This window comes from Azospirillum lipoferum, from assembly GCF_024170005.1.
Classification (GTDB): domain Bacteria; phylum Pseudomonadota; class Alphaproteobacteria; order Azospirillales; family Azospirillaceae; genus Azospirillum; species Azospirillum lipoferum.
On sequence record NZ_JALJXJ010000001.1, the window covers coordinates 604,370 to 630,347 of the forward strand.

Below are 25,978 nucleotides of genomic sequence, written 5' to 3' on the forward strand. Positions count from 1 at the left end.
TCGACAGTTCCATTCGATCCGTCATATGGAAATAAAACACCTCGACTCATGGTGCGCGACGCAATGTCCTGTGGCGTCGCGCACCGGTTTGCGGTTCAATCGGTCGCCTGACGTGCTGTTCGACCGATCCGCTTACGGAGACCGAGGTTATGGACCTGCTCAGCCCCCGTCCCAGCGTTGGCCAGATCAAGCCGTACCGTCCCGCTCGCCCGCCCCGCGACGGTCGCCGGTGGATCGACCTGTCCCTTACCCATAATCCGCTCGGCCCCAGTCCGCTGGCGCTGGACGCCTATTGCGAGGCGGCGACCCGCATCCACTGTTATCCCGACTGGGATCAGGAACCGCTTCGCCACGCGATCGCGCGCCGACATTCCATCGACGTCGACCACATCGTCTGCACCGCCGGATCGGAGGAGCTGATCCATCTGGTTGCCCAGGCCTTCGCCGGCCCCGGTGACGAGGTGCTGTGCCACGAGCGTGGCTATCGCGGATTCCTGAAGGCGATCCGCGCCGCTGGCGCGACCGCGGTCATCGCGGCGGAGCGCGACATGGTGGTGGATGTCGAGGCGCTGATCGACCGTGCCAGCGAGCGTACGAAGATCTGCTTCCTCGCCAACCCCAACAACCCGACTGGCACCTACATCCCGGCCGATGCGGTGCAGCGTCTGCGCGCCGGGCTGCCGCCGCACACGCTGCTGGTGCTCGATTCGGCCTATGCCGATTACTGCCGGCTGCCGGACTACAGCGATGGGACGGAGATCGTCGAGAACTCCGACAACGTCATGCTGATCCGAACCTTTTCCAAGATGCATGGGCTGGCGGGCCTGCGGGTGGGCTGGGGCTATGGTCCCGCCACGGTGATCGAGGCGGTGAATGCCATCCGCGGCACCTTCAACGTCTCGCTGCCGGCCCAGCTGACCGCCGCCGCCGCGCTGAGCGATGCCGAGCATGAGGAGGCGACCTTCGCCCACAATGCGCAATGGCTGCCCTGGCTGTCGCGTGAACTGGAGCGGGTGGGGCTGCGTGTCTATCCCAGCGTCTGCAACTTCGTGCTGGCCCGGGTGCCGACCGATCCGTCGCTGGGCATCCAGGCGGTTATCGACCATCTCGCCCGCCGCGGTATCCTGGTGAAGGCGGTGACCGAATACGGCCTGTCCGACTGTCTGCGCATCACCGTCGGCCGCGAAGAAGAGAACAAGGCGCTGGTGGTGGCGCTGGCGGAGATTCTCGGTTGAGGATTGCGGCAGAACGGTGCAAAGGAATCGCCGGGATTTCCATCGCTCTTGATACAGATCAACGAACGACCTATGCGCTTCGGTGTAAGGTCCGTCTTGTCTCTAACCCTCCCTATATCACTGAGCCGGAGCATCCGCATGGATGGCTCCGGCTTTTTCTTTTCGGGAAGAAGAGAGAGAGCCGGGGGCGGAAAGTGCCGGTCCTTTGACATGCATCAACGCAGGGAACGGCAGACGGGCGTAGACCTATGACTGTCTCTAACCCTCCCTGTTTTACAGGAGGCTCCGGTTTCGGTGCCTCCTGTTTTTTTGTCCGCAATCAGGCTGGGGTCAGGAGGGCGGTCGCGAGCGGTTCCAGCGCATGACCAGCCCGATCAGCGACAGCGGCACCACCACGACGGCACCGATCAGGATATAGGGCAGGGCCCAGCGTCCGGCGTCGATCACCAGTGCGGCAATGTCCTGCACCGTCTGCCAGCTGTTCGTCAGGATGCTGGCCGGGTCGATGTGCAGGAACGACAGCACGAAGCCGACGATGAAGCACAACACCAACGTCCGAATGATCCAACCCACCAAGGCCCCACCTCGCGCTCGTCATGGCGTAGTTCGGTAGATGGGGCGGGATGGATGGAATGGTCAAGGGGGAGGTGCCGGTCGGTGACGCTCCCGGTCATTACCCCGCCAGCGGGATATGGTCCCCTGCGTTGCGGGGCAGTACGCCGTCCAGACGCGGGTCGCGGACCTCGCGGGCGACGTGGCGGGTGGGGACGAAGCCCATGCTCTGATAGAGCGGCAGCGCCTTCGGATGGTCGAAGGTGCAGGTGTTGACGACCAGTTTCGAGGCGCCGCCCTCCCAGGCCTTGCGGATGATGGTGTCGAGCAGCCAGGGACCAAGCTTGTGGCCGATGAAGTCGGGAATCAGCCCGAAATAGGCGAGGTCGGTCTCCTGAGCCCGCCGGTCCAACTCGCCAAAGCCGGCCGGCGTGCCATCGACATACAGCACCCAGACCTCTACCCGCGGGTCGAGGATTGAGCGCTCCAGCTCCTTGCGCGGCATGCGGCGGCGTTCGTGCCACAGCCAGGGCTCGCCCACCGTGTCGTAAAGATAGCGGTAGAAGGACCAGCTCGGCGGGTTGGCCCGCACCAGCGAAAGGTTGCCGGATGGCTGGCGCACAGGCGCATGGGCCGGTGGGGCGGTCATCTCCAGATAGGTGACGATCACCGGAAGATGGCCCGGCCGGCTGGCGGCGGACAGGGGCGGGCGGATCAGGGAGAAGGGTTGGTCAGCCATTTCTGCATCATCGTGACGGGCGATCTGGCATAGCCCAACCTTTCATAGAAGGCCAGCACCCGTTGGTTGGTCTCACGGACGAGCAGCTGGACCTTCGGCATGCCAGCCGCCGTCAGCCAGCCTTCGGCCTCCGCCACCATCCGGCGGCCGAGGCCCTGGCCCTGCAATGCCGGGTCGACGGCGACGTAATAGATCCAGCCACGGTGCCCGTCCTGCCCGACCATGGCGGTGCCGACGATTCGCCCGCCATCGTCAATGGCGGCCAGCACTGTCGAACTGCTCTTCGACAATGCCAGCGTGAAATCGGCGGCCGGGTTGTTCCACGGCACCACCAGCCCGCAGGCGGTCCACAGCGCAACGACGGCGTCGCAGTCTTCCGCCGTGCAGGGCCGGATGGTGACGGCCGCGGTCATGGTTGCCGAGGCCCGGTTTCCATAGGCAGATCTTCGCGCAGCCCCCATTCGGCCCAGGACCCGTCATAGATCGCCACGTCCGGCTTGCCGGCGGTGGCGAGGCCCAGCGCGATGACACAGGCGGTGATGCCGCTGCCGCAGGACGCCACCATCGGCTGGTCGAGGTCCAGCCCGGCGGCCTGGGCTTTCTGCACGATAACGTCAGGAGGCAGCAGGGTCTTGGCTTCCGCGTCGATCAGGTCGGTGTGGGGCAGGTTGAAGCTGCCGGGAATGCGGCCGCTGCGCCGGCCGGGCCAGGGCTCCGCAACCGCACCTTCGAAACGTGGTTGGGCGCGGGCGTCGGTCACCTGATCGGCGCAGACCTCGATGTTGGCGAGCACCTGATCGGCGCTACGGATCAGCTCTGGCCGCTTGCGTGCGGTGAAAGTCGTGGGCTGGACCGGGGCGGCTTGACCCGATTCGGTCGGGCGTCCTTCCGCCAGCCATTTCGGCAGGCCGCCGTCCAGAACCGCCACCCGGTCGAAGCCGAACAGCCGGAACAGCCACCAGACGCGCGCCGCCGCGGTCGCCATTCCGGCACTGTCATAGACCACCACGGTATCGCCGTCGGCAATACCCAGCGCGCCGATCTTGGCGGCGAAGGTGGCCTCGTCCGGGGCCATGTGGGGTAGGGGAGCGGTGTTTGGTGCCGCCACCTCGTCGACGTCGCACAGGCGGGCGCCGGGAATGTGACAGGCTGCGAACTCCGCCCGAATGTCTCGCTTCAGGGCCGGCATATGCCAGGACCCGTCGAGAATCTTCAACCCCGGCCGGCCGAGATTGCGGGCCAGCCAGTCGGTGGAGACGACGGGGCCGGTCAGCGCTTCAACAATGCTGTCGCTCATGCTGCGCGTCCTTGGAATGAGGGGCTGTCGGGAACGGATCGGTGAAAGGGGTTCAGTCCTTTAGCGCGATGACGACGCGCCGGTTCTGCTTGCCCTTGTTTTCGATCTTCGTCACCTCGATTCCGCCGATCTCGCCGGTGCGGGCGACATGGGTGCCGCCGCAGGGCTGCAGATCGACGCCCTCGACATTCAGCAGGCGGACCCGGCCGCTGCCGGTCGGCGGCTTTACCGACATGGTGCGAACCAGTTCCGGCTGTGCCGCCATCTCGTCGTCGGTGATCCACCGGGTGCCGATGGGCGTATCGGCGGCGATCAGCCGGTTCACCGCCTCGGTGATGGCGTCCTTATCGAGGGACTCGGCCGGGACATTGAAGTCCAGCCTGCTCTTGTCGGCGCCGATCTGGCCGCCGGTGACCGACCCCGGCACCACCGCGCACAGCAGATGCAGGGCGGTGTGCATGCGCATGTGGCGGTAGCGGCGGTCCCAGTCGATCTCCGCCTCAACCGCGGTGCCGGGGCTGGGCAGTTCCTGCCCGTCGTCGGGCACATGGATGACGTCGTCGGGGCCGCCGTCGCCTTTCACCGTGTCCTTGATGCGGACTTCGAACCCGTCGAAGCGCAGGACCCCGCTGTCGCCCGGCTGGCCGCCGCCGGTCGGGTAGAAGACGGTGCGGTCGAGCCGGATGCCGCGCTCGTCCACCGCCGTGACGGTGGCGACGCAATTGCGGGCGTAGGCGTCCTCGCGGAAAAGCGCGTCCATATCCCCCTCAGGAAGAATCAGGCCAGCCAGTCTGGCACCGGAAGATTCTTCTCACGGAGGAAGTCAGGATTGAAGAGCTTCGATTGGTAACGCTGCCCTCCGTCGCACAGGATGGTCACCACCGTGTGGCCGGGACCGAGGTCGCGCGCCACCCGCATCGCCGCGGCGATGTTGATGCCGCTCGATCCGCCCAGTACCAGACCCTGGGTTTTGATCAGGTCGAAGATGATCGGCAGCGCCTCTTCGTCCGGGATTTGCAGCGCATCGTCGATCGGGGCGTCTTCCAGGTTGGCCGTGACGCGGCCCTGGCCGATGCCTTCGGTGATGGAACTGCCTTCCGACTTCAGCTCACCCTTGGTGTAGTAGCTGAACAGGGCGGCGCCCATCGGGTCGGCCAGAGTGATGCGGATGTTCGGGTTCCGCTCCTTCAGGGCCAGCGCGATGCCGGCCAGCGTGCCGCCGCTGCCCACCGCACAGGTGAAGGCGTCGAGCTTGCCGCCGGTCTGCTCCCAGATCTCCGGGCCGGTGGTGGTGCGGTGGCCTTCGCGGTTCGCCGTGTTGTCGAACTGGTTGGCCCACACGACACCGTTGGGTTCGGTTTTCGCCATCTCCTCGGCCAGACGGCCGGAATAGCGGACGTAATTGTCGGGGTTGGAATAGGGAACCGCCGGGACCAGCCGCAGGTCGGCGCCGATCAGGCGCAGCATGTCCTTCTTTTCCTGGCTCTGCGTTTCCGGCATCACGATGACGGTGCGATAGCCCAGCGCGTTGCCGACCAGCGCCAGCCCGATGCCGGTATTTCCGGCCGTGCCTTCGACGATGGTGCCGCCGGGACGCAGCAGCCCACGCTTTTCGGCGTCACGCACGATGGCGAGCGCCGCCCGGTCCTTGACCGATCCGCCGGGGTTCAGGAACTCCGCCTTGCCCAGGATCTCGCAGCCAGTCGCCTTCGATGGCCCTTCCAGGCGAATCAGCGGCGTGTTGCCGATGGCGCCGATGAAGCCGTTGCGGATGTCCAAGGCGGGTACTCCCAAAGTCAGGTGTGGATTGCTGCCGATACTATCAGGGCAGGGAGGGCTGGTTTCAAGGTGGGGGTGTGGAATGCTGCATTGAACGTGTAGTGAATGTGGAATTTGAGGGTTAGGGGCGATTGCCCCGACCACACCTTACCCCTGCCCCAGCCAGCGCTTGCGCAGAGCCTCGCGGTGACGGGCCAGCCAGCCGATGGCGATGATGGCGACGGAGTTGCGCAGGCGGTTCTCGTCCATCATGCGGATCGCCTCGTCGGCCGGCAGCGCCATGATGCGGATGTCCTCATGCTCTTCCTCCAGCCCGCCGGTGGCGGCGAGGTTTCTGCTGTCGACCCTGCCGCAGAAGACGGTGACCATCTCGGTGAAGGCGCCCGGGCTGACGTAATAGTCGCAGATCTGCTCGATCTCCTGGATGGCGCAGCCGGCCTCCTCCATCGATTCGCGCCGTGCCACCTCTTCCGGCGTTTCGCCCTCGCCGACCATGCCGGCGACGATCTCGGTCATCCAGGCCGGGCCGCCGGCCGCGGCGGAGCCGACACGGAACTGCTCGATCATCACGACGGTGTCGAGATCGGGGTCGTACAGCAGCACGCCCACAGCGGCGCCGCGGTCGCACACCTCGCGCGGGGGCAGCACGTCGGTCCAGGTGCCGTCGAACTTCTTGTGGCGCAGGCGATAGACGTCGATGGTCAGAAAGCCCTTGTAGGGGGTCTTCTTGTCGAGAATCTCGATATCGGGATGGTTCATGGTCGGTGCGGTTCCATGGATGGCTGTTTTTCACAGGGTGCTACGCCGGCGCGCCGTCCACAAGCGCCCGGGAAGACAACCAAATCCGAGGTAAGGGTCACAGCGTCGGGTTCAGCCGCAGGAACCGCACGCGGTCGGCCGAGGTCACCGGGACCGGGGTCAAGGTGGAACCGCGCATCACCTCGAGCGGAACGACGACGCCGGCCGGACCCAGGCCCCAGAGCTTGCGGTAAAAATCAGCCAGTCCGCTGAAACGCTGTCCGCCGACGCCGACGATCCAGTCGCCTTGGCGGAGGCCGGCCGACTCGGCTGGGCTGCGCGGCGACACCTTTTCCACCAGCAGCCGCCCCATCTCCTCGCGCAGCGTGACGCCCAGCCATGGCCGGGCCGGTTCCTGCCGCCGGCCGTAGGCGAGAAGGTCGGCCAGGATGGGCTCCAGCGCCGAAACCGGAACGAACATGTTGCCGGGCAGGCTGCGGCCCTCCACGGCCTCCGCCACCAGCAGCGATCCGATTCCGACCAGCCGGCCTTCGCGGTTGACCAGGGCCGCACCGTTGAAAGCGCGGATCGGCGGGAAGGTGAACAGCGCCTCGTCCAGCAGATATTCCCAATAGCCGGCAAACTCCCGCTTGCCGACCACTTTCACGGCGGCGGCCCCGCGATTGTCGCCGCCGCTGAGCGCCAGCAGAGTATCGCCCTCCTTCACCGCGTCGGAATTGGCCAGCCGCAGCCAGGGGGCTGAAAACCCCATTTCCGCTCGAAGCAGTCCGAAGCCGCTGACGGGGTCGTAGGCGACCATGTTGGCGGGATAGCTGCGCCCTTCAGAGGTGGTGACCTGAATCTGCGAAGCCTCCATCACCGTATAGCCGATGGTCAGGATCAGGCCCGAGCCGTCGATGACGACGCCGCTGCCCTCGCGGTCGGTGCCCAGCGTCCGGGCGCTCTGGCTGTCGGCCGGCACGGTGGCGCTGATGCCGACGATGGAGCGGACGACGCGCTCCGGATCCAGTTGTGCCGGCTCCGCCGCACTGGTGGAAACGGCGCCGGGCACGGCCAGATGCAGGCCGATCAGCAGAAGGATGGCGGCGGCCAGACGCGGCACGACCGGTGTAGAGACGACCCGCATGACGCCGCACTCCCGCGCAGGGCAGGGCCAAGAGCACCCCCGGGGCCGCGCGGCCCTGTCCGTCGCGACTCGGGTGACACAAGCATGACATTGCGCTCGAGTCGCGGCTCATCAAGCCGTCATCACGTAGTCACCGACCGCAAGCGCGACGGTAGCATCGGAAACATACCGGCGACGGCCGCTGTTGTCTTGTCCGTGTCCCGAAATCCAACCTGAAATCCAAGGGGAAAGGAGACAGCATGCCCATTGAGAGCGAACGGGAGCTGGAACAGGCCGTCCAGGAGTTCCAACGCCTGCGCGACGCGCCGGAGGGATCGGAGGAGGGACGCCGCCGCAGCGTTCTGGACGCGGACATCAAGGCGTATTACGCCAGATGCGCCAACACGATGCGGCCGGCCAAGCCGCCCTCTACCGGCTGAGCGGAGGGTGGCGAGCGGGGCCGGGCGACTGACCATCGTAAAGACGGCCATCAGAAGGAGACCGGTCCGCGATGAAGCGACTCGACACCTGCTATACCTGCCGCTTCTGGGAGGGGCAGGGCCTCCGCCAGCGCGGACCGAAGGGAACCTGCCGGCGTTATCCGCCGGTGGTGACTCCGCGCAGCCCCGAAGGCGACTTCCCGATCACCCTGTCCACCGACTGGTGCGGTGAATGGAAACGGGTGGCGGTCGCCGCGGTGGGCGGCGATCCATCGGATTCCGACGAAACCATCTACGATGATCTGGTGGAGTAGGGCGTCCCGCCACCGGCGCCTTACCCCGGCCCCCTTGGTGCCTTACCGCGGGTGGGGCGGGATCACCAGAACCGGCGTGTTCTCGTAGGCCTGCGGCCTGCGGTCGGCGACGGGCCCGGTCCAGTCGGTACTGAAGGCCAGCAGGGCGATCATCACCGCCGCCAGGAACAGCAAGGCCGCGGTGACGCAATCCACCGTCCGGACCGGATGGTCCTCGGGTTCGCTGGAGCGATGACCGGCGCTGTTGACCGGTGGGGCGGTGCGAAGATGTTCGGACTGGAACGGCAGAAGCACGGCGATCCTCCATCGGCTGGAGACGCCCGGCCCAAGACTAGGGCCCGGAATTTCATCAAGTCTAACCCCGCGCAGACGCGCGCGGCATTTCGCTTCCGGCAAGTCAGGATCGTCTTTTGGGACTAGTTCATGCTGCGACGGGCGACCGTCAGTCCTAGCCCAACTGCTTTAAACCGAATTCGGTTACTTAAGCGCCACAGTCAAGCAGCAATAGGGCTGAAAGAAGAAAAGACCGGATGCGCTTGGCATCCGGTCTTTTCGATCTGGCTCCCGGTGCTGGACTCGAACCAGCGACAAGCGGATTAACAGTCCGCTGCTCTACCAACTGAGCTAACCGGGATCGGTGACTGACCTTTCGGCCGCCGCCGTTGTTGGCGTGGCGGGTGTATAGCCGAACCATTCGACCCTGCCAAGCCAATTCCGACAGGAAAATGAATTTTCCTTCGGCAGGTAGGGCAGGGTGGGCGAAGAGGCATTTTACCAATAAAAACAAAGCTCAAACGAAAAAACCCCGCCGGGGGCGGGGCTGCGTTCAGACCGGTTGGTCAACTTTTATAATGTCGTCAGGTATGGAGGCACGGGCGGGAATCGAACCCACGTACACGGATTTGCAGTCCGCTGCATCACCACTCTGCCACCGCGCCATCCTGACCGGCACCGGCGCGCCGTTTCCGGTGCGCCCTCGGTGTGGAGCGGTGGTATAGCGGCCCGGAACGGAGCGGTCAAGGCGAATGGTGACGATTTTTGAACATCTCCGACCGGCCGGTCCGGACTGCTTGGCCTTCGCACCGCCGCCGACCATTTTCCCGGCCTTCGGCAAAGCCCACGCACACATCGCTCGTGACGTTGTGTTCGCCAAGCCTTTGCGGCTATATACCGCCATGGCAGGAAGCCGTTCGCTGTTCGGCTTGGTGCCGGTGTCGTCACAACACATCAATAAGCGACCGCCATGACCGATTTCGCCGCCGCACGCTATTTCATGGTCGAGGGACAGATCCGCCCCAACAAGGTGACCGATCACCGTCTCGTCGATGTCCTGTCGGAGCTTCCGCGCGAAGCCTTCGTTCCTCCGTCGGCGCGCGGCGTCGCTTATGTCGACGACGATCTCCCCATCGGCAAGGGCCGTTTCCTGCTGGAACCGATGGTCTTCGCCCGCATGCTCCAGGCCGCCGCCGTTCAGGAGACCGACCGCGTGCTCGACGTCGGCGCCGCCGGCGGCTACTCCACCGCGGTGCTGGCCCGGCTCGCCTCTTCGGTGGTCGGCGTGGATTGTGACGAAGCACTCACCGCCGCCGCGACCGCGGCGCTGGCAGGGCAGGGGATCGCCAACGCCAAGGCCGTCACTGGTCAGCTGGCGGAGGGGTACGTCCAAAACGCCCCTTACGATGTCATCGTCGTCGAAGGTACCGTTCCGGAGGTGCCGGCTTCGCTGGTCGACCAACTGGCGGAAGGTGGGCGTCTGGTCGCCATCGTCCAGGGCAAGGGCAGCGTCGGCGAGGTCCGCTTGTTCCAGCGCACCGCCGGCGTGGTGTCGAGCCGTATCCTGTTCGAGGCCCAGCCGCACGCACTGCCGGGCTTCGAGAAGAAGGCGTCCTTCGTGTTCTGACCGGATTCACCGGTCTGACAGGTCTTGAACTGAACCGTGCAGTTTACCTCTGCGCGGTTCTGCGCTACCGTCGCCTTCGCCCTTGCACGAAAGTGAGCACCCATGGCCGCACCGTTTGAGATCGAGGTGGAAGAGCTGGACCGCCGCCGCAAGGCCGGCGACGAACCGGTCGTCCTCGACGTGCGCGAACCGTGGGAGTTCGCGCTGTGCGCCATCGACGGCAGCCTGCACATCCCGATGAACGGGCTTCCCGGTCGGGTGGGCGAATTGCCGAAGGACCGCGATGTCGTCGTCGTGTGTCATCACGGTGGCCGCAGCGCGCAGGTCACCATGTGGCTGCGTTCCAAGGGCTTCGACCGCGCCATCAACCTGGATGGCGGTGTCGATGCCTGGGCGCGCCGAATCGACCCGAACATGAAGGTCTACTGAACATGACCGTGCGAAGCCGTTTTGCGCGCCGCTGGCTGCTGGCGACGGCCCTGACCCTGACCGCCACGATGGGCACAGCAGTGACCGGCGGTGCTACGGCCCAGGCCCAGTCGCTTGAACAGGCCCTCGCCCAGGCCTATGCCAACAACCCGACCATCGGCGCCCAGCGCGCCCGCCTGCGCGCCGTCGACGAAGGCGTGCCCCAGGCGCTGTCCGGCTACCGTCCGACGGCCCGCGTGACTGCCGGCATCTCCCGCTCGACGGGCGAGAGCAAGTTCGACGGCGGCTCGACGGGGTCCGAAAGCAATCCCAAAAGCGTCGGCGTCACCGCCACCCAGCCGATTTACGACGCCACCGTCGCCCCGGCTGTCCGCCGCGCCGAGCGGTTGGTCGAAGCGCAGCGCGCCACCCTGATCGCGTCGGAACAGTCGGTCCTGCTGGCCGCGGCCCAGGCCTATCTGGACATCGTCCAGAACCAGGCCATCCTGCAGCTCCAGACCAACAACGAGCAGGTGCTGCGCCGCCAGCTGGACGCTGCCCGTGACCGCTTCCGCGTCGGCGAATACACCCGCACCGACGTCAGCCAGTCCGAGTCGCGTCTGTCGGCCGCCATCGCTTCCAAGATCTCGGCCGAAGGCACGCTGCGCGCCTCCCGCGCGACTTATGAGCGTCTGGTCGGCGCCGCTCCCGGTGAACTGAAGGCGCCGAAGCCGGCCTTCCGCCTGCCGAAGAACCTGGACGAGCTGGTCGAGCTGGCCCGTGCCAACAACCCGAACGTCCTCTCCGCCTCCTACACCGAGGCGGCGCAGCGCGAGGCGGTCGATCAGCAGTACGGCCGCCTGCTGCCGTCGGTGAACCTGTCTGCCAGCGGCACCCGCACCTATGATCCCGGCCGTTCCTCCGGTGTCGAGCTAAACCGGAGCGACAGTGCGCAGATCACCGCCCAGGTGACCATCCCGCTCTATCAGGCTGGCCAGCCGGAAGCCCTGGTCCGCGAAGCCAAGCAGACGGCCAACCAGGCCCGCCTGCAGATCGAGGAGTCCCGCCGTCAGGTGACCGAATCGGCGGTCAGCGCCTGGCAGGCGCTGCAGACCGCCCGTGCCAGCATCGAGTCCTACACGGCGCAGATCAAGGCGGCGCAGATCGCTCTGGAAGGCGTCCGTCAGGAAGCCCAGGTCGGCTCGCGCACCGTGCTCGACGTGCTGAACCAGGAACAGGAACTGCTGAACGCCCGCGTCTTCCTCGTTCGTGCCCAGCACGACGAAATGGTCGCGGCCTTCAATGTTCTGTCGGCCAGCGGACAGTTGACGGCCGACCGGCTCAATCTGCCGGTCCAGAAATACGACCCGCAAGCGAATTACGACAAGACGCGGGGCAAGTGGTTCGGAACTTCGGTGACCGAATGAACGAAACGGCCCGCGAAAGCGGGCCGTTTTTGCATTATGGCTTTTTTGCCAGCCCTGCCCTAGGTTTGGGGCAGGTTGACGTCTCGGGTTGCCAAGATGAGCGATAAGGGCCAGCAAGAACCTTCGATGGAGGAAATCCTCGCCTCCATCCGGCGGATCATTTCCGAGGACGGCGAGCCGGCCAAGTCGGAAACCCAGGCGCCACCTCCGCCTCCGCCTCCACCTCCGCCGCCCCCTCCGCCACCCCCTCCACCCCCGATGGTGGAGGAGGATGACGACGTTCTGGAACTGACCCAGATGGTGGAGGATGAACCGGACGAGCGGCCCGATTTTGGCCAGCCCGACCCCTGGCCGGAGGAACCGTCTTTTCCGGAGCCGTCCCCGCCCCCTCCGCCTCCGCCGCCCCGCTGGGATGAGCCGGAGCCCGAACCGATGCCGCCGCCGCGCCCCGCTGCCCGGCGGCCGATGCCGGCCTTCGACGATTTCGAGGATGATGAGCCGCCGCCTCCACCGCGCCCGCGCCGCCGTGCGGTCGATCCCGATGACGGGCTGATCTCACGCCGGACGGCGGAGGATGCTTCGCACCATCTGACCCATCTGGCGCGCGAACTGGGCGACGACTTGTCCATCGGTCCAATGCCCATCGGCATCCGAACGGTGGAAGAGGTGGTGCGCGAACTGCTGAAGCCGCTGTTGAAGGAATGGCTGGACGAGAATCTGCCGACGGTGGTCGAGCGGCTGGTCCAGCAGGAGATCGACCGGATGATCCGGCGGTCGCAGAAGTTCTGATCCTACCTATTTGAGCCCCGCCTTTTGAGCCCTGGTTGAGACGTTTCTAGCGAAAGTTCGTGGTGATGTTGGAAAAGACGTACCGGCCCGCCGAGGTCGAGGAGAAGCACTACCGCCTGTGGGAAGAGTCGGGCGCCTTCGCCGCTCAGCCGCAGGGGAACGGCAAGCCCTACACCATCATGATGCCGCCGCCGAACGTAACCGGCAGCCTGCACATGGGCCATGCGCTGACCTTCACCATCCAGGACGTGCTGACCCGTTACAACCGGATGCGCGGCCGCGACGCCCTGTGGCAGCCCGGCACCGACCATGCCGGCATCGCCACCCAGATGGTGGTGGAGCGCAATCTGGCGAAGGACGGCAAGACGCGCCACGATTTCGGCCGCGATGCCTTCATCGACAAGGTTTGGGAATGGAAGGCGGAATCGGGTGGCACGATTACCCGCCAGCTGCGTCGCCTGGGCGCCTCGCCGGACTGGCCGCGCGAGCGCTTCACCATGGACGAGGGGCTGAGCCGCGCCGTCCGCAAGGTGTTCGTGGAGCTTCACCGCCAGGGCCTGATCTACAAGGACAAGCGGCTGGTCAACTGGGATCCGAAGCTGCACACCGCCATCTCCGATCTCGAGGTCGAGCAGAAGGAGATCAAGGGCAACCTCTGGCACTTCCGCTATCCGATTGACGGGGAGGAGGGGCGCTTCATCGTGGTCGCCACCACCCGTCCGGAAACCATGCTGGGCGACACCGGCGTTGCGGTGCATCCGGAGGACGAGCGCTACAAGGACCTGATCGGCAGGATGGTCCGCCTGCCGCTGGTCGGCCGCCTGATCCCGATCGTCGGCGACGAATATGCCGATCCGGAGACCGGATCGGGTGCTGTCAAGATCACGCCGGCCCACGACTTCAACGATTTCGAGGTCGGGAAGCGCTGCGGGCTTGAGCAGATCAACATCATGGATCGCGATGCCCGGCTGAACGACAATGTTCCCGAGGCCTATCGCGGGCTGGATCGCTACGAGGCGCGCAAGAAGATCGTCGCCGAGCTGGAAGCGCTGGAGCTTCTGGAGAAGATTGAGCCGCACACCCACATGGTCCCGCACGGCGACCGCTCCGGCGTCGCGATCGAGCCGTGGCTGACCGACCAGTGGTATGTCGACGCTGCGACCCTGGCCAAGCCGGCCATCGAGGCGGTGGAGACGGGCAAGACCGTGTTCGTGCCCAAGCAGTGGGAGAACACCTATTTCGAGTGGATGCGCAACATCCAGCCCTGGTGCATCAGCCGCCAGATCTGGTGGGGCCATCAGATCCCGGCCTGGTATGGACCGGACGGCATCTTCTTCGTCGAGGAAAGCGAGGAGGAGGCGCACGCCGCCGCCTGTAAGCACTACGGCAAGGATGTCGAACTGACGCGTGATGCCGACGTGCTCGACACTTGGTTCTCGTCGGCGCTCTGGCCCTTCTCGACGCTCGGCTGGCCCGACCAGACGCCGGAGCTGGACCGTTACTACCCGACCGATGTGCTGGTCACTGGCTTCGACATCATCTTCTTCTGGGTTGCCCGGATGATGATGATGGGCCTGCACTTCATGAAGGATGTGCCCTTCCGTACCGTCTACATCCATGCCCTCGTCCGTGACGAGAAGGGGCAGAAGATGTCGAAGTCGAAGGGCAACGTCATCGACCCGCTGGAGATCATCGACCAGTATGGCACCGATGCGCTGCGCTTCACCCTGTCGGCGATGGCCGCCCAGGGCCGTGACATCAAGCTGGCGGTCAACCGGGTCGAGGGCTACCGCAACTTCGCGACCAAGCTGTGGAACGCCGCCCGCTATTGCCAGATGAATGGCTGCGAGCCGGTCGCCGGCTACAAGCCGGTTAGGCTGACGCAGACGGTCAACCGCTGGATCGTTGGCGCGCTGGCCGATGCGGCGAAGAAGGTCGCCGAGTCGATCGACGCCTACAAGTTCAACGAGGCCGCCGGCGCTGCCTACCAGTTCACCTGGGGCACCTTCTGCGACTGGTACATGGAATTCACCAAGCCGATCCTGGCTGGTACCGACGAGGCGGCGAAGGCGGAGACGCGGGCGACCACCGCCTGGGTGCTTGACCAGATCCTGCATATCCTGCATCCGCTGATGCCCTTCATCACCGAAGAACTGTGGGAGCAGCTGTCGCCGGCCCGTGCCAACCGCCTGATTTCGGCAGAGTGGCCGGAGTTCGCCGCCGACGTTGTCGATCCGGCGTCGCGCGACGAGATGGATTGGGTGGTGCGGCTGATTACCTCGGTTCGCTCGATGCGGTCGGAGATGAACGTCCCGCCGGCGGCGCAGATCGAGCTGAAGCTGAAGGACCCGAACGCGGTCAGCCTGAAGCGGTTGGACACCCACCGTGACCTGATCCTGCGGATGGCCCGCCTGTCGAGTGTCGAGCCGCTGCAAGGCGACGTGCCGAAGAGCAGCGTCCAGGCCGTTCTGGACGAGACTACGTTGGTTCTGCCGCTGGAAGGCATCGTCGATCTCGACAAGGAGAAGGCGCGCTTGTCCAAGGAAATCGACAAGCTCACCGGCGAGATCAAGAAGATCGACGCCAAGCTGTCGAACGAGCAGTTTGTCGCCAAGGCTCCGGAAGAGGTGATTGAGGAACAGCGCGACCGCCGCGAGGCCGCCGACCAGGCTCGCGACAAGCTGCAGAAGGCGCTGGAGATGCTGGCAGGGTGATCCGTCGGGGGTGAGGGGGCGGCTGTTGCCCCCTCCCTAACCCTACAGCGTAAAGATCGCCAGCAGCACCAGCACCGCAATAACCCCGGCGATGCTGAGCTTCATGAATTTGGTGAAGGCGATCCAGGTCGCCTGATGGGAGCGGACGGTCTCCTCACTGACCGGGTTCGGGCTCACGGCCGCCATATCGATCAACCCTCCAACAGTTTCTTTTGCCCGCAAATTTTGACGCGGACGCGTGGAAACGCAACAGATTCCGAGCGGAACCGTCAACGATGCCGGAAGGGTGGGTGGTCGGAAGGGAAGGCGCGTCTAAAGCGGCGGGTTTACCATAGCCGCCAATTCCAGAATCGGACCGTCGATCCGCACCAGATCGCCGTCGACTTGGGCCCGGCCTTCGGCGATCAGGCGGACGGCGTGGGGGTAGAGCTTGTGCTCCGACTCCAGGATGCGGTCGGCAAGGCTGTGGGCGTCATCGCCGGGCAGGACCGGGACGGCCGCCTGGGCAATGATTGGACCCTCGTCCATCTCCGGACGCACATAATGGACCGTGCAGCCATGGAAGCGGACGCCGGTTGCCAGTGCCCGCTCATGGGTGTCCAGCCCCTTGAAGGAGGGCAGCAGGGACGGGTGGATGTTGATGAGCGCATTGTGCCACTGCCCGACGAACCAGGGTGACAGCAGGCGCATGAAGCCGGCAAGGCAGACCAGCTCGACTCCGGCCTCGCGCAGGGCGGCGTCCATCGCCGCCTCGAAGGCCGGCTTGTCGCCGGGATAGTCGCGGTGGTTGACCACCGCGGTGGCGATCCCGGCCTTGGCCGCCCGCTCGAGGCCGAAGGCGTCGGCCTTGTTGGACAGCACCAGCGCGATCTCGGCCGGGAAACCCGGCGCGGCGCAGGCGTCGATCAACGCCTGCAGATTGCTGCCGCGCCCCGAGATCAGGACGCCGAGCTTCAACTTGCTCATCAAACGATCCTTAGGCGTCCCTTACGCGGTCCAGGCCGCGTCCATGCCGTTGACGGTCACGCGGGCATCGCCGTTCCTGAGGGCGGTGACGGTGCCGACGGTGAAGACCGTCTCGCCGCCATCGCGCAGGATGTCGGTTGCCTCGGCAGCCTTGTCGGCCGAAACCACGACGACCATGCCGAGGCCGACGTTGAAGGTGCGGGCCATCTCGTACGGAGCGATGCCGCCGGTCTTCATCAGCCAGGAGAAGACGGGGGGCAGGGTCCAGGTCGAGGCATCGAGCACGACACCCAGCCCATCGGGCAGGACGCGCGGAATATTCTCGATCAGGCCGCCGCCGGTGATATGGGCCATGGCGCGGACCGTGCCGGCGCGCACCGCCTTCAGCGTGCTCTTCACATAGATGCGGGTCGGGGTCAGCAGCGCTTCGCCCAGAGTCTTCGACGCATCCCACGGGCAGGCGGAGTCGTAGCCGAGGCCTGACTTCTCCACCAGCTTGCGGACCAGCGAATAACCGTTGGAATGCACGCCGGTGGAGGCGAGGCCGAGGACCACGTCGCCCGCCTGCACGGCGGAGCCGGTCAGGGCGTGCTGGCGTTCTACCGCACCTACGGAGAAGCCGGCGAGATCGTAATCGCCTTCGGAATACATGCCCGGCATTTCGGCGGTCTCGCCGCCGACCAGCGCGCAGCCGGCCTGACGGCAGCCTTCGGCGATGCCGGCGACGATGTCGCGGCCGGCGGCCACGTCCAGCTTGCCGGTGGCGTAGTAATCGAGGAACAGCAGCGGCTCGGCGCCCTGGACCACCAGATCGTTGACGCACATGGCGACGAGGTCGATGCCGACCGTGTCGTGGCGGTTGGCGAGAATCGCCACCTTCAGCTTGGTGCCGACGCCGTCGGTCGTCGCGACCAGAAGCGGATCCTGGTAGCCGGCAGCGCGCAGATCGAACAGCGCGCCGAAACCGCCCAGGCCCGCGTCGGAGCCTGAACGCGCGGTGGAGCGGGCAAGCGGCTTGATCGCTTCGACAAGCGCGTTGCCCGCATCGATGTCCACACCGGCCTGCTTGTAGGCGTCGGACATGTTATAGGACTGGGTGCTGATGGTATCCTCGCTTGGGCTGAGCTATATACCGGGCCTTGGGCTCGGGCCGAACATACTCGAATCGGAAGGCTTTGCAATGCTCCACCGCCGCCGTGCGCCGCTCCTCGCCGGTCTTGCTGCCATGTCCACCGCTCTGGTCGTGACCATGACCGGGCCGGCCGGGGCACAGACCGGTTCCCCGCCGCCGGCCGCCGCGTCCGCCCCGTCCGCTGCCACTCCGTCCTCCGCGGATGCGTTCGCGGTGACCGGCGTCAAGGTTGATATCAACGGCAGCAACCCGACCACCGTGCGTGATCAGGCAATCCGCGAGGCGCAGGCCAAGGCCTGGGCGGAGCTTTACCGTCGTTTGGTCCCCGGCGGCGGCAACCCGCCGCGGTTGTCGGACGGCGAGATCGCCAAGCTGGTTCAGGGCTTCGAGATCGACGATGAGAAGGTATCGGCCAGCCGCTATGTCGGCGCCATCACCGTGCGGTTCCGTCCCAATGCGGTGCGCGACGCGCTGGGCCAGAGCGGCGGTGCCGCCCAGTATGTCGAGCCGCCGTCGCGGCCCTTCGTCATCCTGCCGGTGACCCAGACCGACGGGCGCACCATCCTGTGGCAGGACCGTACCCCCTGGCGTGCGGCGTGGGAGGCGCGGCAGCCCGCCGCCTCGCTGGTGCCGCTGATGGTTCCCGACGGCGAGTTGTCCGATGCCCAGGCGATCAGCGGCGAGGATGCGGTCGCCGGCAATGCCGACGCGCTCGCCCGCATTGCCCAGGCCTACAAGGCCGGTGGAGTCGTCGTCGCCCGCACCGATCTGCCGGCGAACGGCCCCGATCCGGCGCGCGGCCTGACGGTCGATGTCACCCGCTACGGCCTGGACGGCACGCGCGATAACCAGACGGTCCAGGTGAAGGGTGGCGGCACCGCCGACGAACTGCTGAATCGCGCAGTCGCCTCGGTCGGTACCCAGTTGGACGACTCGTGGCGGCGCGAGCATACCACCGCCACCGGACCCGAGCAGAACACCCTCGTCCGCGTGCCGCTGACCGCAGTGAACGACTGGGTGGAGACGCGCAAGCGCCTGTCCGCCGTCAATTCGGTGGCCCGTACCAACCTGATGTCGATCAGCCGCAGCGAGGCACTGATCACCCTGACCTATCGCGGTGCGCCGGAGCAACTGGCCCAGGCACTCGCCCGCCAGGATCTGGGCTTCGCGCAGGCCGCCCCTGCTGCTGCCGCGTATCCCGGGGCGCCGTTGCCGGTGCAGTCGGCCGACTGGCAGCTGACGCTGCTGCCGCGCGGGTCGGGTACCGCGTCGGCCGGTGCCGTTCCAGGTTCCGCCACGCCGATGGCCGCCCCCACCTCACTGGCGCCGTCGGCACCACTGGACGGCAGCACCGCCACCATGGGCGCCCCGCCTCGCAATTTGGGTACGCTGCCGGCCAAGAGTGCGCCGTGAGCGTTCCCAACATCATCACGTTCCTGCGCATCGTGGCGGTTCCGGCCGCGATGTACATGATCCTGACCGGCAGGATGGAGTGGGCCTTCGCCCTCTTCGTCGCCGCCGGTCTGTCCGATGCGCTGGACGGTGCCATCGCCCGCATGTTCCGCGCGCGCACGGTGCTGGGTGGCTATCTCGATCCGCTGGCCGACAAGGCTCTGATCGTTGGAGTGTACGTCGCCTTGGCGTGGATCGGCGCGATCCCGCTGTGGCTGGCGATGATGGTGGTGTTCCGCGACATCATGATCATTGGCGGCGTCATCCTGCTGTTCACGCTGAAGGAGACGCTGGCGATGCAGCCGCTCTACATCAGCAAGGTGAACACGGTGGTGCAGATCGCGCTGGCCGCCGCGGTGCTGGCCCCACCGGCTCTCGGCCTGCCGGACGTCCACCTGCATGGCTGGGAACTGGTCGACCTGCTGGTGTACGCCTGTACGGTGACGACCGTGCTGTCCGGCGTGCTGTACGCACGGCGCGGCGCCCTGTTGTTCAATCGGCTCGGCGGCGTTCCGTGACGCCGGCCAAGCAGCTCCGATTCTGGCTGATCGGGCTAGGGCTGTTCGTCCTGGCGCTGTGGCTGCTGGCGGACATGCTGCTGCCCTTCGTGGTCGGGCTGGCCATCGCCTATCTGCTCGACCCGGCGGTCGACCGGCTGGAGGCGGCAGGGCTGCCGCGCTGGCTCGGCACCACACTGGTGCTGCTGGGTTTCGTCCTGGTCATGGTGCTGATGGCGCTGCTCCTGCTGCCGCTGGTGCAGGGGCAGGTCTCCCATCTGCTGGAGGTGCTGCCGAGCTATGCGACCCTGGCGAAGGAGAGGCTGATCCCGGCGCTGAATCGCTTCATCCACCGTCTGCCGGCTGACGATGTGGAGCGGCTGCGCGCCGCCGCCGGCAATTATGCCGGCGAGCTGGCGGGGCTGGTCGGCCGCATCGTCACCCGCATCCTGTCGGGCGGGCTGGCGCTGTTCGACATCGTTACCTTGATGTTCATCACCCCCGTCGTCGCCTTCTATATGATGCGCGATTGGGACCTGATGGTGGGCAAGGTCGATTCGTGGCTGCCGCGCCAGCATGCCGAGACGGTGCGCGAACAGGCCCGCGAGGTGAACGTCACGCTGTCCGGCTTCGTGCGCGGGCAGGCGACGGTCTGCGTCGTGCTGGGCGTCTTCTATGCGCTGGCGCTGTCGGCGGCGGGGCTGGATTTCGGGCTGGTGATCGGTCTGATGGCCGGTTTGCTGTCCTTCATCCCCTATGTCGGCACCCTGTTCGGCTTCGTCGCCAGCACCGGCCTCGCCCTGTTGCAGTTCGACGAGTTCTGGCGCGTCGCCATCGTCGTCGGCATCTTCCTGTTCGGACAGGCGGTGGAGGGCAACGTCCTGACACCAAAGCTGGTGGGTGACAAGGTCGGGCTCCATGCGGTGTGGGTGATGTTCGCGCTGCTGGCCGGCGGCAGCCTGTTCGGATTCGTCGGCGTGCTGCTGGCGGTGCCGGTGGCAGCGGTGATCGGTGTGTTGACCCGCTTCGCATTGCGACAGTATCTCTCAAGCCCGTACTACCGCGGCACCGACGCGGAACGCTGATGGGTGTGTCCGCATGAGCTTGCCGGCGCAGATACCGCTCGACCTCGGGCACCGGACGGCGATGGGATGCGAGGATTTCCTCGTGGCGCCCAGCAACGCCGACGCCGTGGCGTGGCTCGATCGCTGGCCGTCCTGGCCCGCCCCGGCATTGACGCTGTTCGGCCCGGCCGGCTGCGGCAAGACCCATCTGTCCCAGGTCTGGCGTGCCCGCAGCCACGCGGTGGTGACGCGCGGAGATGCTCTCGAGTCGGGTGTCGTGCCGTCGCTGTTGGCACCCGCCAATGCCGTGGTGGTCGAGGATGCCGATCTGGTCGCCGGCAAGCCCGAGCGGGAAGAGGCGCTGTTCCATCTCTACAACCTTGCCCGCGAACAGCGGGGCCATCTGCTTCTGCTGTCGCGCAAGGCGCCGTCGCGCTGGCGGACGAAGCTTCCCGACCTGCGGTCGCGCATCAAGGGTGCCCCCGCGGTGGAGGTCCGGCCGCCGGACGATGCGCTGCTGGCCGCAGTGCTGGTGAAGCTGTTCGCCGACCGACAGTTGCGGCCGGGGATGGAGGTCATCACCTATCTGCTGGCGCGGATGGAACGGTCGCTGGATTTCGCCCGCCGTCTGGTGGCGGCACTGGACCATGCATCGCTGGCCGCCCATCGCGGCGTCACCGTGCCGCTGGCGCGCGAGGTCCTTTCGGAGCTGCAACGGACTGAACCGCAACGATCCGGTTCCAAAACGACCCCCTGAACACAAAAAGGAAGAGACGATCATGGATTTGGGCATTGCCGGCCGCCGCGCCATCGTCTGCGCCGCCAGCAAGGGGCTGGGCCGCGCCTGTGCTTTCGCGCTGGCCAGTGAGGGTGTGCATGTCACCCTGACCGCCCGCAACGCCGAGGCACTGGAGGCGACCGCCGAGGAGATCCGCAAGGCGACCGGTGTCACGGTCACCATCGCGCCCGGCGACATTTCGACGGAGGAGGGGCGGGCCGCGGCGCTGGCCGCCTGTCCGGAGCCGGACATCCTCATCAACAATGCCGGTGGTCCGCCGCCGGGTGACTTCCACGATTGGGATCGCGAAGACTGGATTCGCGCTCTGGACGCCAACATGCTGGCGCCGATCTTCCTGATCAAGGCGACGGTGGACGGCATGATGTCCCGCCGCTTCGGTCGCATTGTCAACATCACCTCGGCCGCGGTGAAGGCGCCTATCCCGATTCTCGGCCTGTCGAACGGTGCGCGCACCGGCCTGACCGGCTTCGTCGCCGGACTGTCGCGCCAGACGGTGAAACACAACGTCACCATCAACAACCTGCTGCCCGGTCCCTTCGAAACCGACCGCTTGCGCAAGACGATGGAAGGCGGGGCCAAGGCCGCCGGGCGCAGTATCGATGAAGAGATGGAACTGCGCCGCAAGACGAACCCGTCCGGCCGATTCGGCGATCCGGAGGAATTCGGGGCGACCTGCGCCTTCCTTTGTGCCGCCCGATCCGGTTTCATGACCGGCCAGAACATTCTTTTGGATGGCGGAGCCTTCCCCGGCACGATGTGAACCGCCGAACCGGGGACTGGAAAGCCCCGCGTCTCAAGTTTGTCTCTCCAATTCGCAATAAAATCCGCCCATCGTCACAGGCCATTAAGAAACGGCAACGGGAAGGGGGGCTCCAGCATCGGCTTGGGCGCCACTTCCCCGGTCCGCCGGTCGGACTACGCGGCAGTGCCGCGACGACCGGAAAACGGCTTTTGCTAGCCACTGGCACAGGAATGATGAGCATGCAGCAGAGTGTGGCGGCCCCCGCGGTCTACACCGACCTTGGCCGCGTCATGGAGAGCATCACCCGGCGCTTCCTTGACGTGCTTCGGATGGAACTGGCCCGCATCGGCGTGACCGACCTCAGCCCGACACAGGCGCTGATGCTGCTGCACATCGGCACCGAGGAACTGTCGGTTCGCGACCTGCTGGAGCGCGGCTATTACCTGGGCTCCAACGCCTCCTACAATTTGAAGCATCTGGTGGAGGCCGGTTATGTCGACCGCAGCCCGTCCCAGCGCGACCGCCGGGCGGCCCGCCTCAAGCTGTCCGACCAAGGGCTGGCCACCTGCGAGGCGCTGAAGAAGCTGGAAGCGATGCGTGCCGACAGCCTGCTGCGCACCGACAGCGACGGTGCGGATTTCGAAACCACCTACCGCACCCTGCGCCGCTTGGAACGCGCATGGACCGACCTGATCCGCTATGACGACGCCGATCCGGCCTGACCGTTTCCCGCTTTCGACACATAACTTTCCAACCTCCTGTCCGTTCGATCTGTGTCCGGAATGGAACACTTGAGCCCTTAACTGGAACATAGACAGAACTGTCTGGTTGCTGTTCCGCGTCCGTTCTGATAGCTCTATCGGAACAAGACGCGAACAGTGGAGGTTGGCATGTCGGTTTTGGCTTTCCTGCGTGAATGCATGACCCTCGCCTTTTTCCTGGCGGTGCTCTATGGCTGGGCCACGGTTGGGCCGATTCTGATCGGTTGAGAGCGGCCGGGAAGCGCCAGCAGGGTTCCGGCGCGTATCCCTTCGAAAGAGGTCCCCAAAGGGGGAGCGCCGCGTCGGTATTATATCCGAAATCCCAGCCCACCCCGGCCGGCGCAGCGCTTACATCGGGAACACGCGGAGCCGTCCCTGGCCCATCCGAGAAGCCGAAAGGGGGCCGGTTCCGCGAACGCCGACAACGCGTGGGGATTGGGACGGATGCGGAATTTCTTTCGAAAGCGTCGTTCGGCCGCCGTGGCGGACGAGCGCATACCGGCCGCCGGCGGCACCGGTCCGGGTAATCCGGGCATCACCGGCGGCGGACTTGGCTCTGGCCCACTCACGGGCGGACCGGGCGTGGCTGGTCCCGGAATGGGCAATGTCGGGGCCGGCGGCTTTCCCAATGCGCCGGGATTCGCCCGGCCAGGTGGAGGTCATCTGCGCCCGGTGGATGGCAGCATGGGCGCCGGAATTGGTGGGCGGGCCGGATTCGAGGCAATGCGTGGACCGGCGGCTCCGCGGCTGCCCGACATCATCGACAACGAGGCCACCGGTGACCGGCGCGGCCATATGTTCCCGCAGCCGGGTGGCCAGGATGCCGACGGCGATCATGATCTGCCGCGTTTCACCATGTCGGTCAACGGCGGCTACCGCGGTGGCATGGGGGCTAATGGCGGCGCGAATGCGCCGGCCATGCTGAAGGGCCTGACGCCGGAGCTGAACGGTCTCCTCCGCGAAGCCTTCACGCCGACGCGGCCGAAGCAGCAGTTGAACGGTCTGTTCATTGGACGCAACGACACGCTGCGCCGCATCATCTCGGCGATCGAGGAGGAGCGGGCGCACGTCATCCTCTACGGTGACCGTGGCCGTGGAAAGACCTCCGTCGCCAACGCGATCGAGAAGATCGCCGGGCAGGCCGGCTACCTGTCGCTGAAGCTGACCTGTAGCGGCGAGCTGAGCTTCGAGGACATCTTCAGGCACTTCCTGAAGAAAATCCCGTCGACCTATTACCGCTCCGCGCTCGACAACCCGTTCGCGGCGCGCCGCAACTTCGCCAGCTTCAACGAGCTTCTGCCGGACGGCACCTTCAGCGTCACCGAACTGAACGAGGTGCTGGCGGGCATCCATGCCACCCACGTCCTGTTGATCCTGGACGAGTATGACCGCGTCCTGGACGAGGATTTCCGCAACAAGCTGGCGGAGCTGTTCAAGAACCTGACCGACAGCTCGATCCCGGTCACCCTGCTGGTGGTCGGCGTCGCCGAGAATCTCGACCAGCTTCTGGGCAAGCATCCGTCGATCCAGCGCTCGCTGGTGCCGGTGCATCTTCCGCTGATGACCGATCAGGAGATCGGCCGGCTGATCCAGGCCGGTGCGCAGAATGCCGGCATCGAGTTCGCCCCCGACGTGGTCCGGCGAATCGCCGAGTTTGTGCGCGGCCTGCCTTACTACGCGCAGCTTCTCGGCCTGCACGCGGCGCGCAGCGCCGTCAGCCGCGGCAGCAAGCTGGTGGAGCGGCCGGACCTTGCCTATGCCGTCGCCCGCTGCCTGCAGGAGGCCGAGCGCGGCATCGTCGAGAGCTATGCCCGCGCGCTGGCCGCCGACCGGCGGGCCGAGCTGGAGGATGCGCTGCTGGCGGCGGCGCTGTGCCCGGCCGACGCCTATGGCGTCTTCGATCCGAAGGATCTGGCGGGCGACAGCGGCGAGCTGCCAAGCGCCGCGACGCTCGACCTGCTGAAACGCCTGACGCGGGAGGATCATGGCGGCGTCCTGGCCCCGGTGGTGGAACCGGGATTGGAGCGCTACCGCTTCCGCAACCAGATGATGCGCCAATACGTCCTGATGCGTCAGGCGAGCGAGCGCGGCCAGATCTGATCCATCCCCGATCAGGCCGTCCTTCGGCCCTTCCCCGGCGACGGGGGAGGGCCATTCTTTCGTGGTGGCTCTGCCGTAAAGCGGTGGGGCGTTACAGGAATGCGGCCCGCCGCTGCCCGCTGGCCTTCTGCCAAGCCCATTCGATCACCACGCTCAGCAACCGTTCCAGCGACGGCTTCACCTCCGCCGCCAGGGCGGAGTGAAAGTGATAGGGGGCGTCCTCGTCCATATAGGTGGACTGGGTCAGTTCCAGCTGGATGGCGTGGATGTTCTCTTCCGGCTGGCCATAGCTGCGGATGATGAAGCCGCCGCGCAGGCGGCCGTTCAGTGCCGCGGAATAGCGTTCCGATGCCGAAAGGACATTCATCAGCCGCACGACCAGCGGTTGGGCGGCGCTGCTGCCATCGCCGGTGCCGAGATTGAAGTCGGGCAGGGTGCCGTCGAAGAAGCGGGGAACGCTGCTGCGCACCGAATGGGCGTCGAACAGGATTGCGACACCGTAACGGTCGCGCAGAGCGTGCAGCTCGCTGCGAAGCTGTTCATGGTAGGGACGCCAATAGGCGCCGACCCGCCGGTCGATCTCGGCACGGTCGGGCTCCTGTCCGGGCTGGTAGATCGGTGTGCGGTCGAAGGTGGTCAGCGGACAGATTTCGGTGGGGTCCAGCCCCGGCTGCGGCACGACGCCATCGGGATCGCGGTTCAGGTCGATCACGTAGCGTGAATAGAGCGGTGTCAGAAAACCGATTCCGAGTGCCGGCGCGAAGTGGTACAACCGGTCCAGATGCCGATCGACGTCGGGCTGCGCCAGCCCCGCCGGTGTCATCGTCGCGGCGATGTCCGGCGGAATCATGGTCCCGACATGCGGAATGCTGAGCAGAACCGGGGTTTCGCCCGGCTGGAAGCGGAAGGTTTCCATGGCTCGTCTCGTCATCGGAACGGCTTGCACCGGACTGTGTGCAGTGCGGCAAGGCCTGCGGTGGGACTATGAAGCGCGCTGCGGCACCCCG

29 protein-coding genes and 2 tRNA genes are annotated in these 25,978 nt (G+C 66.2%); 16 read left to right on the forward strand and 15 right to left on the reverse strand.

Features of this window, described 5'->3' with window-relative positions:
• Nucleotides 1–149: 149 nt before the first annotated feature.
• Complete coding sequence (locus tag J2848_RS02895; protein ID WP_149233684.1) at nt 150–1,235, forward strand: pyridoxal phosphate-dependent aminotransferase; 1,086 nt, start codon at nt 150–152, stop codon at nt 1,233–1,235.
• 330 nt (nt 1,236–1,565) lie between these two features.
• Here J2848_RS02895 and J2848_RS02900 read toward each other — a convergent pair whose 3' ends face one another.
• The 8 genes from J2848_RS02900 to J2848_RS02935 all read right to left on the reverse strand — a co-directional run bounded on the left by J2848_RS02900 (nt 1,566) and on the right by J2848_RS02935 (nt 7,487).
• Nucleotides 1,566–1,808, reverse strand: a complete 243-nt coding sequence (locus J2848_RS02900; RefSeq protein ID WP_246194138.1) for a hypothetical protein — start codon at nt 1,806–1,808, stop codon at nt 1,566–1,568.
• A gap of 100 nt (nt 1,809–1,908) precedes the next feature.
• Nucleotides 1,909–2,526: a GNAT family N-acetyltransferase gene (locus J2848_RS02905; protein ID WP_149233682.1), complete on the reverse strand. Its 618-nt coding sequence runs from the start codon at nt 2,524–2,526 to the stop codon at nt 1,909–1,911.
• Nucleotides 2,502–2,939 (reverse strand): GNAT family acetyltransferase, encoded by a 438-nt coding sequence (locus J2848_RS02910; protein WP_149233681.1) that lies wholly within the window; start codon nt 2,937–2,939, stop codon nt 2,502–2,504. The genes J2848_RS02905 and J2848_RS02910 overlap by 25 nt, the downstream gene beginning before the upstream one ends.
• Nucleotides 2,936–3,823, reverse strand: a complete 888-nt coding sequence (locus J2848_RS02915; protein WP_149233680.1) for a rhodanese-like domain-containing protein — start codon at nt 3,821–3,823, stop codon at nt 2,936–2,938. Before J2848_RS02915 ends, J2848_RS02910 begins: the two co-directional genes overlap by 4 nt.
• 52 nt (nt 3,824–3,875) lie before the next feature.
• A complete protein-coding gene (locus J2848_RS02920; RefSeq protein WP_149233679.1) occupies nt 3,876–4,583 on the reverse strand; it encodes an alanyl-tRNA editing protein in 708 nt (235 codons plus the stop codon).
• 17 nt (nt 4,584–4,600) lie between these two features.
• On the reverse strand, nt 4,601–5,602 hold the full coding sequence (locus J2848_RS02925) for a cysteine synthase A (RefSeq protein ID WP_149233678.1): 1,002 nt from the start codon (nt 5,600–5,602) through the stop codon (nt 4,601–4,603).
• Nucleotides 5,603–5,749: 147 nt separating this feature from the next.
• On the reverse strand, nt 5,750–6,361 hold the full coding sequence (locus J2848_RS02930; protein ID WP_149233677.1) for an NUDIX domain-containing protein: 612 nt from the start codon (nt 6,359–6,361) through the stop codon (nt 5,750–5,752).
• Between the two features lie 97 nt (nt 6,362–6,458).
• A complete protein-coding gene (locus J2848_RS02935; RefSeq protein WP_149233676.1) occupies nt 6,459–7,487 on the reverse strand; it encodes a S1C family serine protease in 1,029 nt (342 codons plus the stop codon).
• A 239-nt stretch (nt 7,488–7,726) separates the two neighbouring features.
• Between J2848_RS02935 and J2848_RS02940 the strand changes: the two genes are divergently transcribed.
• Together J2848_RS02940 and J2848_RS02945 are read left to right on the forward strand one after the other, a co-directional pair.
• On the forward strand, nt 7,727–7,906 hold the full coding sequence (locus J2848_RS02940) for a hypothetical protein (RefSeq protein ID WP_149233675.1): 180 nt from the start codon (nt 7,727–7,729) through the stop codon (nt 7,904–7,906).
• Nucleotides 7,907–7,977: 71 nt separating this feature from the next.
• Nucleotides 7,978–8,220, forward strand: coding sequence for a hypothetical protein (locus J2848_RS02945; protein ID WP_149233674.1), 243 nt, complete (start codon nt 7,978–7,980; stop codon nt 8,218–8,220).
• A gap of 42 nt (nt 8,221–8,262) precedes the next feature.
• Here J2848_RS02945 and J2848_RS02950 read toward each other — a convergent pair whose 3' ends face one another.
• From J2848_RS02950 to J2848_RS02960, 3 genes are all read right to left on the reverse strand, one after another.
• Entirely contained in the window at nt 8,263–8,514 is a 252-nt protein-coding gene (locus J2848_RS02950; RefSeq protein WP_149233673.1) for a hypothetical protein, read from the reverse strand.
• 264 nt (nt 8,515–8,778) lie between these two features.
• A tRNA-Asn gene (locus tag J2848_RS02955) sits at nt 8,779–8,854 on the reverse strand.
• A 230-nt stretch (nt 8,855–9,084) separates the two neighbouring features.
• Nucleotides 9,085–9,158 (reverse strand) — tRNA-Cys (locus tag J2848_RS02960).
• Nucleotides 9,159–9,245: 87 nt separating this feature from the next.
• On the opposite strand from J2848_RS02960, the gene J2848_RS02965 reads away from it, so the two are divergent.
• From J2848_RS02965 to J2848_RS02990, 6 genes are all read left to right on the forward strand, one after another.
• Nucleotides 9,246–9,467 (forward strand): hypothetical protein, encoded by a 222-nt coding sequence (locus J2848_RS02965; RefSeq protein WP_149233672.1) that lies wholly within the window; start codon nt 9,246–9,248, stop codon nt 9,465–9,467.
• Nucleotides 9,464–10,120 carry a protein-L-isoaspartate O-methyltransferase family protein gene (locus J2848_RS02970; protein ID WP_149233671.1) on the forward strand — a complete coding sequence of 219 codons (657 nt, stop codon included), beginning with the start codon at nt 9,464–9,466 and terminating at the stop codon, nt 10,118–10,120. The genes J2848_RS02965 and J2848_RS02970 overlap by 4 nt, the downstream gene beginning before the upstream one ends.
• Before the next feature lie 102 nt (nt 10,121–10,222).
• Nucleotides 10,223–10,549 (forward strand): rhodanese-like domain-containing protein, encoded by a 327-nt coding sequence (locus tag J2848_RS02975; protein ID WP_149233670.1) that lies wholly within the window; start codon nt 10,223–10,225, stop codon nt 10,547–10,549.
• A 2-nt stretch (nt 10,550–10,551) separates the two neighbouring features.
• Nucleotides 10,552–11,955, forward strand: coding sequence for a TolC family outer membrane protein (locus J2848_RS02980; RefSeq protein ID WP_149233669.1), 1,404 nt, complete (start codon nt 10,552–10,554; stop codon nt 11,953–11,955).
• Nucleotides 11,956–12,081: 126 nt separating this feature from the next.
• Nucleotides 12,082–12,744: a DUF2497 domain-containing protein gene (locus J2848_RS02985; protein ID WP_281288639.1), complete on the forward strand. Its 663-nt coding sequence runs from the start codon at nt 12,082–12,084 to the stop codon at nt 12,742–12,744.
• Nucleotides 12,745–12,809: 65 nt separating this feature from the next.
• A complete protein-coding gene (locus tag J2848_RS02990) occupies nt 12,810–15,458 on the forward strand; it encodes a valine--tRNA ligase (protein ID WP_211103260.1) in 2,649 nt (882 codons plus the stop codon).
• Between the two features lie 42 nt (nt 15,459–15,500).
• Here J2848_RS02990 and J2848_RS02995 read toward each other — a convergent pair whose 3' ends face one another.
• From J2848_RS02995 to purM, 3 genes are all read right to left on the reverse strand, one after another.
• Nucleotides 15,501–15,644, reverse strand: coding sequence for an aa3-type cytochrome c oxidase subunit IV (locus tag J2848_RS02995; protein ID WP_149233666.1), 144 nt, complete (start codon nt 15,642–15,644; stop codon nt 15,501–15,503).
• 126 nt (nt 15,645–15,770) lie between these two features.
• Nucleotides 15,771–16,424, reverse strand: a complete 654-nt coding sequence (gene purN, locus J2848_RS03000; RefSeq protein WP_149233665.1) for a phosphoribosylglycinamide formyltransferase — start codon at nt 16,422–16,424, stop codon at nt 15,771–15,773.
• Nucleotides 16,425–16,445: 21 nt separating this feature from the next.
• Complete coding sequence (gene purM / locus J2848_RS03005) at nt 16,446–17,507, reverse strand: phosphoribosylformylglycinamidine cyclo-ligase (RefSeq protein WP_149233664.1); 1,062 nt, start codon at nt 17,505–17,507, stop codon at nt 16,446–16,448.
• 97 nt (nt 17,508–17,604) lie between these two features.
• Between purM and J2848_RS03010 the strand changes: the two genes are divergently transcribed.
• From J2848_RS03010 to J2848_RS03040, 7 genes are all read left to right on the forward strand, one after another.
• A complete protein-coding gene (locus J2848_RS03010) occupies nt 17,605–18,969 on the forward strand; it encodes a DUF2066 domain-containing protein (protein WP_170307169.1) in 1,365 nt (454 codons plus the stop codon).
• The gene (locus J2848_RS03015; protein ID WP_149233662.1) at nt 18,966–19,526 is read left to right on the forward strand and encodes a CDP-alcohol phosphatidyltransferase family protein; all 561 of its coding nucleotides are present in this window, start codon (nt 18,966–18,968) and stop codon (nt 19,524–19,526) included. Before J2848_RS03010 ends, J2848_RS03015 begins: the two co-directional genes overlap by 4 nt.
• Nucleotides 19,523–20,590 (forward strand): AI-2E family transporter, encoded by a 1,068-nt coding sequence (locus tag J2848_RS03020; protein ID WP_149233661.1) that lies wholly within the window; start codon nt 19,523–19,525, stop codon nt 20,588–20,590. The genes J2848_RS03015 and J2848_RS03020 overlap by 4 nt, the downstream gene beginning before the upstream one ends.
• Nucleotides 20,591–20,603: 13 nt before the next feature.
• Nucleotides 20,604–21,326 (forward strand): HdaA/DnaA family protein, encoded by a 723-nt coding sequence (locus tag J2848_RS03025; RefSeq protein ID WP_149233660.1) that lies wholly within the window; start codon nt 20,604–20,606, stop codon nt 21,324–21,326.
• Nucleotides 21,327–21,348: 22 nt separating this feature from the next.
• Nucleotides 21,349–22,128, forward strand: coding sequence for an SDR family oxidoreductase (locus J2848_RS03030; protein WP_149233659.1), 780 nt, complete (start codon nt 21,349–21,351; stop codon nt 22,126–22,128).
• A gap of 221 nt (nt 22,129–22,349) precedes the next feature.
• Nucleotides 22,350–22,832, forward strand: coding sequence for a MarR family winged helix-turn-helix transcriptional regulator (locus J2848_RS03035; RefSeq protein ID WP_246194136.1), 483 nt, complete (start codon nt 22,350–22,352; stop codon nt 22,830–22,832).
• A 762-nt stretch (nt 22,833–23,594) separates the two neighbouring features.
• The gene (locus J2848_RS03040; RefSeq protein ID WP_149233658.1) at nt 23,595–24,971 is read left to right on the forward strand and encodes an ATP-binding protein; all 1,377 of its coding nucleotides are present in this window, start codon (nt 23,595–23,597) and stop codon (nt 24,969–24,971) included.
• Nucleotides 24,972–25,062: 91 nt separating this feature from the next.
• Here J2848_RS03040 and hutG read toward each other — a convergent pair whose 3' ends face one another.
• Nucleotides 25,063–25,887 (reverse strand): N-formylglutamate deformylase, encoded by an 825-nt coding sequence (gene hutG / locus J2848_RS03045; RefSeq protein ID WP_149233657.1) that lies wholly within the window; start codon nt 25,885–25,887, stop codon nt 25,063–25,065.
• Between the last annotated feature and the right edge of the window lie 91 nt (nt 25,888–25,978).

Coding starts and splice junctions, on each gene's coding strand:
- J2848_RS02970 (WP_149233671.1), top strand. CDS start 9,464: ATGACCGATTTCGCCGCCGCACGCTATTTCATGGTCGAGGGACAGATC.
- J2848_RS03010 (WP_170307169.1), top strand. CDS start 17,605: ATGCTCCACCGCCGCCGTGCGCCGCTCCTCGCCGGTCTTGCTGCCATG.
- J2848_RS02895 (WP_149233684.1), top strand. CDS start 150: ATGGACCTGCTCAGCCCCCGTCCCAGCGTTGGCCAGATCAAGCCGTAC.
- J2848_RS02980 (WP_149233669.1), top strand. CDS start 10,552: ATGACCGTGCGAAGCCGTTTTGCGCGCCGCTGGCTGCTGGCGACGGCC.
- purN (WP_149233665.1), bottom strand. CDS start 16,424: ATGAGCAAGTTGAAGCTCGGCGTCCTGATCTCGGGGCGCGGCAGCAAT.
- J2848_RS02975 (WP_149233670.1), top strand. CDS start 10,223: ATGGCCGCACCGTTTGAGATCGAGGTGGAAGAGCTGGACCGCCGCCGC.
- J2848_RS03040 (WP_149233658.1), top strand. CDS start 23,595: ATGCGTGGACCGGCGGCTCCGCGGCTGCCCGACATCATCGACAACGAG.
- J2848_RS02990 (WP_211103260.1), top strand. CDS start 12,810: ATGTTGGAAAAGACGTACCGGCCCGCCGAGGTCGAGGAGAAGCACTAC.
- J2848_RS02940 (WP_149233675.1), top strand. CDS start 7,727: ATGCCCATTGAGAGCGAACGGGAGCTGGAACAGGCCGTCCAGGAGTTC.
- J2848_RS02910 (WP_149233681.1), bottom strand. CDS start 2,939: ATGACCGCGGCCGTCACCATCCGGCCCTGCACGGCGGAAGACTGCGAC.
- J2848_RS02905 (WP_149233682.1), bottom strand. CDS start 2,526: ATGGCTGACCAACCCTTCTCCCTGATCCGCCCGCCCCTGTCCGCCGCC.
- J2848_RS02965 (WP_149233672.1), top strand. CDS start 9,246: ATGGTGACGATTTTTGAACATCTCCGACCGGCCGGTCCGGACTGCTTG.
- purM (WP_149233664.1), bottom strand. CDS start 17,507: ATGTCCGACGCCTACAAGCAGGCCGGTGTGGACATCGATGCGGGCAAC.
- J2848_RS02935 (WP_149233676.1), bottom strand. CDS start 7,487: ATGCGGGTCGTCTCTACACCGGTCGTGCCGCGTCTGGCCGCCGCCATC.
- J2848_RS02945 (WP_149233674.1), top strand. CDS start 7,978: ATGAAGCGACTCGACACCTGCTATACCTGCCGCTTCTGGGAGGGGCAG.
- J2848_RS02995 (WP_149233666.1), bottom strand. CDS start 15,644: ATGGCGGCCGTGAGCCCGAACCCGGTCAGTGAGGAGACCGTCCGCTCC.
- J2848_RS03030 (WP_149233659.1), top strand. CDS start 21,349: ATGGATTTGGGCATTGCCGGCCGCCGCGCCATCGTCTGCGCCGCCAGC.
- J2848_RS02930 (WP_149233677.1), bottom strand. CDS start 6,361: ATGAACCATCCCGATATCGAGATTCTCGACAAGAAGACCCCCTACAAG.
- hutG (WP_149233657.1), bottom strand. CDS start 25,887: ATGGAAACCTTCCGCTTCCAGCCGGGCGAAACCCCGGTTCTGCTCAGC.
- J2848_RS03025 (WP_149233660.1), top strand. CDS start 20,604: ATGAGCTTGCCGGCGCAGATACCGCTCGACCTCGGGCACCGGACGGCG.
- J2848_RS02920 (WP_149233679.1), bottom strand. CDS start 4,583: ATGGACGCGCTTTTCCGCGAGGACGCCTACGCCCGCAATTGCGTCGCC.
- J2848_RS03035 (WP_246194136.1), top strand. CDS start 22,350: ATGCAGCAGAGTGTGGCGGCCCCCGCGGTCTACACCGACCTTGGCCGC.
- J2848_RS02985 (WP_281288639.1), top strand. CDS start 12,082: ATGGAGGAAATCCTCGCCTCCATCCGGCGGATCATTTCCGAGGACGGC.
- J2848_RS02915 (WP_149233680.1), bottom strand. CDS start 3,823: ATGAGCGACAGCATTGTTGAAGCGCTGACCGGCCCCGTCGTCTCCACC.